The organism is Betaproteobacteria bacterium, from assembly GCA_009377585.1.
GTDB lineage: Bacteria > Pseudomonadota > Gammaproteobacteria > Burkholderiales > WYBJ01 > WYBJ01.
Genome location: WHTS01000197.1, coordinates 1 through 6,779 on the forward strand (window position 1 = coordinate 1; position 6,779 = coordinate 6,779).

Sequence of the window (6,779 nt, forward strand, 5' to 3'; positions counted from 1 at the left end):
GCCGTAACAAGTTCACGCGCAATCCCGACAGCTTTCTCAAGCAGTCATCGTAGCCGCGATTCACAGCCAACCACCTCGTCCGCGACGCTGTCGCGTCCAGCCCCTCCTCGGTCAGGAGGGGAATCTAAAATTTCCCCTCCTCTCAGGAGGAGGGGTGTCGGCGTAGCCGACGGGGTGGTGTGGTTCTCATTATTGATCGTTCCGTATTGGACGACAGTCCAATACGGACGCGACGCTCCCCTCTCCCCCCGGGAGAGGGGTTGGGGGTGAGGGACGAGCGTGACATGAAATAGGGAACGCTCGATAATGCGCAAACCACCTCGTTAATACCTCGTTCACCGCTTCCGCGCGCTCGTACTGAATCCAGTGCCCGCCATCGCGGATCAGCCGGAATTCCCGATTCGCTGCCGAGGCAATCAGCACCTCCTCCGCCAGCTCCGGCGTGCCGGTCACATCGTGCTCGCCGTAGACGAACAGCACAGGATCGGTGTACCCCGTCAGAAGCGACGGCAACGACGACCGGCTGCCCACGCCGTTCGTCCGATAGCGTGTTCGCTTCACGGCCGTGACGTAGGCTTCGAAGCCCAGCGCATCGACATTCGCTTCGTCGTGCATCATGTGCGCCAGCAGATTGTGCTTGAGCGCGGCGTTCTGTGCGGCTTCGTCCGCTTTGGATTCGTCCGTTTGGCGCCAGCGAATCATCTCCGCGCGGGTCCTCCGCGGCGTGCCAGTGCCGGGGCTACCGAGAAGTGCGAGCTTGCGCACCGCGCCGCGCTTCGCCGCCGCGCGCGCCGACACGATGCCGCCGAGGGAAAAACCGGCCAGGTCGATGGGTGAGCGCGCGCCGAGCAACCGATCGAGCGAGGCGATGAATGCCTCGACGATGTATTGCAGATCCGAACCTTCGGGCGGATCGTCGGAGTCGCCGAAACCGGGCAGATCCGGCACCAGCAGGCGGCGCTGACGCGACAGCTGCTCGATGTTCCGGACCCAGTGCAGCCAGCTGCCGTGGCCGCCGTGAACGAGCACCAGCGGCTCGCCGTGGCCGAAGATTCGCCAATGCATCGAACGGCCCTCGGAGAACGGCGCCGACCGATGTTCGGCGATGGCATCGAGTTGGCGCACGAGCTGGCTGGGTTGCAGGCTATCCATGGCAATGAGTGTGAGTTCTTTCTGTGAGAGCCGCCGAGTCTATCAGCGCGCGGGCGCCGAGACACCTGCGCCGGCACGATAAGTCCGCAATGCGAGAAGCGCAGCCGCGCAATTTCGAGAAGCGCAGCCGCGCAGTGCGAGAAGCGCAGCTGCTTAGTGCGCGCGATCGAGCAGGTCGGTGATGACGCGCTCCAGGTCGTTGAGCGTGCTGCAAACGCGCGCCAGGCTGCAGTAAGGCAGGTAGCGATACATGTCGGAGTCGCCCGTGCCCCAGGCCGAGCGCGGTTCCGGATTGAGCCAGATGATGCGCTTCGCGCGCTGCGCGAGCCGGTCCATGATCTCGGTGCGCGGGTCGTTGTCGTTGCCGCGGGCGTCGCCGAGGATGATGAGCGTCGTCTTGTTGGTCACCTGTTCCATCCAGCCGTTCTCGAAGTCGGCCAGCGAATTGCCGTAGTTGGAGGAACCGAATCCCATCTCCGCCATGACCTGCACGACCGCTGCGTCGATCGGCTTGCGCTCCAGGATGTCGCTCACTTCGATGAGTGATCCGGAATAAGCGAACGAACGGATGTCGGACAGCACCTCGGTCAACGCGTAGATGAACATGAGCAGGAACTGCGCCACCCATGCGACCGAGCCCGATACGTCGCACAGGACCATGACGCGCGGCTTTTCGATTCGCCGCTGCTTCCAGGCCGTGATGAACGGAACGCCGCCCCAGCCCATGTTGCGCCGGAGCGTGCGCCGGATGTCGAGCTGGCCGCGCTGGCGCCGGCGCCGCTTCATCGCATAGCGCGTCGCGATGCGCTTGGCCATCGTGCGCACCAGCACGCGCATGCGCTCGTGCTGGCTGGGGTCGATGTTCGCCAGCCGCGAGGACTTGAGCATGCGGCTGCGCAACTGTTCCGTTTCGGCGCGACCGTAGAGCAGCATGCTGCGCTCGACGTAATCGCGCGCGGAATCGCGCAGCCGTTCCAGGCGCTCGCTCAGGCGTTGTGCGCGGTCGTCGTCATCCGCGCCGCCGCTCGCGCGCAATGCGGCCGTTTGCGCTTCCACTTCGCGCAGACCCATGCGCTCCAGGATCTGGCGGATGTAGAGGTTCTTCTGCGTGAAGAGCCGGATCTTCTCGATTCCGACCTGGCGCGCGGCGGATTCCAGCGCGCTCGCAAGGGTTGCGCGGTCGTCGTTTTCCAGCAGTTGCGACAACGACGCGCGACCCGAACCGTCTGTAGGCTCGGCTGCGTCCGATGCGCTTCCCTGCGGGCTGCGCGCAGGCGCCGCATCCACATCCGCAGCCGCCTTGCCGGCAAGCGCTTCGCGTTGAAAGTACAGCTCGAAGGCCTCGTCGTACAGCGCCTTTTCTTCCGGCGTTTTTGCAAGCACGAGTCCCAGCGTATCCTTCAGCACCCCCCGATCGTCGTAGCCGACCAGGTCGACTGCGCGCGCGGCATCGATGCCCTCGGCGGCCGAGACGCGCAAGCCGGCGCCGCGAGCCACCTGCAGAAAGCGGCGCAGCGGCTCGCTCGCCTGCGCGCGCAGCGGCGCAGAAAAGCTGGGCAGGGGGCCCGACATCAGTCCTCCACGACCACCGCCTGCTGCGCCCTCTGCGTCAGATGCGTGATGTGCGCGCGCGCCGCATCGATATCCGACTCGAATTTCAGCAGCACGTTGAGCGTATCGCGCACCACCTGTTCCTCCAGCACCGAGGCGTGCAGGAGCACGAGCACCCGGGCCCAATCGATCGATTCGCTCACCGATGGCTGCTTCTTCAGGTCCAACGATCGCAGCTGCTGCACGAACGACACCAGTTGCGCCAGCAGCCGCGCGTCGATCCCCGGCACCCGCGAGGCGATGATGCGGGCTTCCAGCTTCTCGTCGGGAAAGCCGATGTGCAGATGCAGGCAGCGCCGTTTGAGCGCATCGCCGAGATCGCGCGTCGAGTTCGACGTGAGCAGCACGATCGGCTTAACAACCGCCGTGATGCTCCCGATCTCGGGTATCGACACCTGATAGTCGGACAGAAGCTCCAACAGGAAAGCCTCGAACTCCTGATCGGACTTGTCGATCTCGTCGATCAGGAGCACGGCGCCCTCGGGTTGCTCGAGCGCGCGCAGCAGCGGCCGCGGCTCGAGGAAGCTCTTGGAGAAGAAAATGTCGCCGAATGCGTGCAGCTTGCCGATCGCCGTGGCGAGATCGTCTGCGTCGCCGATCACCGAGCCCACCTTCTCGCGCAGGATTTGCGTATAGAGTAGCTGCTTGCCGTATTTCCACTCGTACAGCGCTTTCGATTCGTCCAGCCCCTCGTAACATTGCATCCGTATGAGCGGAAGCTCGAGCCAGGAGGCAACCGACTTGGCGAGCTCGGTCTTTCCGACTCCGGCGGGACCCTCGACCAGGATTGGTTTCTGCAGATGGTGGGCGATGTAGATCGCGGTGGCGATCTGGCGACTGGCTATGTATCCCGCGATACCGAGCCCGGCGAATACCGACTCGATCGATTCGATGGGTCTCGATGGGGTGCTTTTCTGGCTGCTCGGCATGATGAATGATTTGGACGTGGAATGGCAGCCCTCGGGCCGCAGTATTCATCGACTCTGCGAGGATCTCCGAGCGCCGCGGCCCTGTCAAATACACGTACAGCGCGTGCCGCATCGTGATCCGCAGCGAACGTGACTGTGATAATAAAGATAGCGATCCGCAGCAATCGTGACTGTGATAATAAGCAAGGATGCATAGACGGGCAAAATGCAAGTAATCCTTGCGACCGAGTACAATGCCCCGGACGGCCAGATACGATGCCGCCGAAATGCTGCCAGCGCGCATTGCATGCGTCGGGAATCGAAATCGATGCAGGCAATTCCACCGGCCGCCAAAAATTCGCGATGCATCTCCCCCCGAGGTTCGACGACAAGAAGATACCCATGCCCAATATCGCTGCCGTACTGAAACAGGAAATCGCCCGCGTCGCGCGGCGAGAAACCCGCAGCCAGATCGACATGCTGCGAAAGACCTCCGCTCAACAGCGTCGCGGAATCGCGGCGTTGAAGCGCAGCATCGCTTCGCTGCAGCGCCAGGTCGGCTCGCTCGCCGGGACGATCGGCAGATCCGCAGCCGCCGCGCCTGACGATGGGTCGGAGCAGCGGGTTCGCTTCTCGTCCAAGGGCATCCGCTCGCTGCGCCACCGGCTGGGCCTGTCGGCAGGCGAGTTCGCTCGCCTGGTGGACGTGAGCGCGCAGTCGATCTACAACTGGGAGCACCAGGTGACCCGACCGCGCGCGGCGCAAGTGAAAGCATTGGCCGAGTTGCGCGGGCTGGGCAAGCGAGAGGTCGCTTCTCGCCTGCAGTCGCTCGACGAGGGTAGCGCGGCGAAGAGACGCGGCGCTTCGGCCTCCGCGAAGTAGGCGCGCCTGAGGATGCCTCCATTCGCTGAGCCGACTGCGCGCAGCACGCGCAGTTTCCAGGCCCGATGAAAAAAGGCCCGACGCATCGGGCCTTTTTTCAGTCGCCGTAACTTGCGGCGAGCTTACGCGCTGCGAATGTTGGAAGCCTGGTCGCCCTTGGGACCGGCGGTCTTGTCGTAGCTGACCTTCTGTCCTTCCTGCAGCGATTTGAAGCCCGATTCCTGGATAGCCGAGAAATGGGCGAACAAGTCCTTCCCGCCATCGTCCGGCGTGATGAACCCGAAGCCCTTCGCATCGTTGAACCACTTGACGGTACCTGTACTCATGCTAGCTCTTTTCCAATAAAAGTGAATGTCGAGCGCGTTGCGCTCATGTGCGGACCGTCGAGGGGAAGATCGAGGAGATCTGAGTAATGCCGAGGCGGTACAGCGGATCGGAAGAATCGACGCCTGAATGATCCTTGCGCCCCTTTATACGCGCGATGGCGCGCGGGGTCAAAGCATTTCGGTAACGGTCCGTGGCATGACGATCAGTCGTGGGGAAACAGGTTCTTTACCCGTTGCTGCTGCGCGGAGCGTACATGCCGGCGTGCCGCGGCCTCGGCCGCGTCGGCATCGTGGTTGCGGATGTGTCCGAAGAGCTCGGCATGCTCGGCCTGCGATTGCCTGGCGCGTTCGGCAATGAGCAACTGGCTGGGTCCGAGCAAGTGCAGCGTGTCGTTGACCGCGGCGAGGCTCTTTTCGAGGTAGCGGTTGTGGGCGCCGCGATGAATGGCTTCGTGGAACAGGCGGTTGTGGCGTGCGAGCTCCGGGTAGTTGCCCTGCAGCCGCGCCTCGCGCTTGACCAGCTCTTCCAGCTCGGTGATCTCGGGGTCGGAGGCGTGGCGGGCGCACAGCCGCGCCGAGGTTCCTTCGAGCACCTCGCGCATCACGTAGAGCTCCAGCATTGCCTGGCGCGAGATCGACGCGACCACGAGTCCCGTGCGCGGCTCGACCTTCAGCATGCCTTCGCTTTCGAGCCGCCGCAGTGCGTCGCGCACCGGCGTGCGGCTGACCTGCAGCCATTCGGCAACCTCGACTTCCAGCACGCGCTGTCCTGGCTTGAGCGCTCCGGAGCCGAGTGCGCTACGAAGCTTCTGGTAGACGAGCTCGCTGCGCGAGGTGGTTTCGCCCGCTTCCGCCGCCGCCGCGCGCATGGCCGGCTGGCGGAAGAGCTTGGTACTGGATCTCATAGGACGCGCACCTCGTCGCCCTCGACTCGGAACGGCTCGGCATAGCCCTCGGAGGCCCAGTTCATGTACTTCACTGCATCCGTGAAGCGCGCATCGCCGGCTTTCAGCACCTCGGGCCGCAGAGATTTGTCGATCAGCACCGGCAGAAAGGAAACGCGTTCGACGCCGCGCTTCGACAGGCTTGCTTTTGCGATCAGGCTGCGCTTGGCATCCACGCCGTAAGGCAGGTTGGGATAGTCCGGATCGAGCGCAACCCCATAGCGCCGGGCGAAGGTCGCATGACGCTCGGGCTTCGCGGCCGGCGCCGACATGATGAAGTTGCTCAGACTGTAGAAGCACGCCTTGCCCGCGTGCACGCCGATCGCCTTCGGCACGTGGGCGTGATGACCGAGGATCAGGTCGGCGCCCGCTTCGAAGGCGGCGCGCGCGACCAGCGGCTGGTAGTCGGCGATCGCACGCGGAATGAAATGCAGGCCCCAGTGCAGCGCGACGACGACGGCGTCGGCGCGGCTGCGTGCTGCCGCAATATCCTCCACCAAGCCCTTCAGGTCGTCCTCATAGGGCAGGGTGACGATGCGAGGCGGCATTCCGGGCTGGTATTCGGCCGGCTCGTAGTAGGTGTGCGCGCGTAGCGGCGCCACGCCGGGCTGGTTCGGCCTGGCCGCGTAGCCTTCGCGCAGCACCGAGCAATAGGCGAGAAAGGCGACGCGCACGCCCTTGCGCTCGAGGATGGCGGGCTCGCGCGCTGCGGCCAGATTTCGGCCCGCGCCGATGGTGTGGATGCCGCGCGCGCGCAGCACCTCGATCGTGTCGAGCAATGCCTCCGGGCCCCAATCCATCGCGTGGTTGCTCGCGACCGAGACCACGTCGAAGCCGCAGGCGCCGAAAATCGAGGCCATGTGCGGGGGCAGGCGGCTATGGGCGTCGCCCGAGTGCACCTGCATCGCGCCGCGCTCGGAATACACGCGCTCGACCTGGCCGAAGCGCAGATCGGC

The 6,779-nt window shown here is 64.5% G+C and carries 7 protein-coding genes; 1 reads left to right on the top strand and 6 read right to left on the bottom strand.

Annotated elements, in window-relative coordinates; all coding sequences use genetic code 11:
- Positions 1-189: 189 nt before the first annotated feature.
- The 3 genes from GEV05_29900 to GEV05_29910 all read right to left on the bottom strand — a co-directional run bounded on the left by GEV05_29900 (position 190) and on the right by GEV05_29910 (position 3,692).
- Positions 190-1,152: an alpha/beta fold hydrolase gene (locus tag GEV05_29900; GenBank protein MPZ47498.1), complete on the bottom strand. Its 963-nt coding sequence runs from the start codon at positions 1,150-1,152 to the stop codon at positions 190-192.
- Between the two features lie 153 nt (positions 1,153-1,305).
- The gene (locus GEV05_29905) at positions 1,306-2,724 is read right to left on the bottom strand and encodes a VWA domain-containing protein (GenBank protein ID MPZ47499.1); all 1,419 of its coding nucleotides are present in this window, start codon (positions 2,722-2,724) and stop codon (positions 1,306-1,308) included.
- Positions 2,724-3,692, bottom strand: coding sequence for an AAA domain-containing protein (locus tag GEV05_29910; protein ID MPZ47500.1), 969 nt, complete (start codon positions 3,690-3,692; stop codon positions 2,724-2,726). Before GEV05_29910 ends, GEV05_29905 begins: the two co-directional genes overlap by 1 nt.
- A 381-nt stretch (positions 3,693-4,073) precedes the next feature.
- On the opposite strand from GEV05_29910, the gene GEV05_29915 reads away from it, so the two are divergent.
- Complete coding sequence (locus tag GEV05_29915) at positions 4,074-4,553, top strand: helix-turn-helix domain-containing protein (GenBank protein ID MPZ47501.1); 480 nt, start codon at positions 4,074-4,076, stop codon at positions 4,551-4,553.
- Positions 4,554-4,675: 122 nt separating this feature from the next.
- Here the strand turns inward: GEV05_29915 and GEV05_29920 are convergent, their stop codons facing one another.
- From GEV05_29920 to GEV05_29930, 3 genes are all read right to left on the bottom strand, one after another.
- Positions 4,676-4,879 (bottom strand): cold-shock protein, encoded by a 204-nt coding sequence (locus GEV05_29920; GenBank protein ID MPZ47502.1) that lies wholly within the window; start codon positions 4,877-4,879, stop codon positions 4,676-4,678.
- Between the two features lie 203 nt (positions 4,880-5,082).
- A complete protein-coding gene (locus GEV05_29925; GenBank protein ID MPZ47503.1) occupies positions 5,083-5,784 on the bottom strand; it encodes an FCD domain-containing protein in 702 nt (233 codons plus the stop codon).
- Positions 5,781-6,779 (bottom strand): CapA family protein (locus GEV05_29930; protein MPZ47504.1); only part of this gene is annotated, 999 nt, incomplete at its 5' end. The genes GEV05_29930 and GEV05_29925, both read right to left, overlap by 4 nt.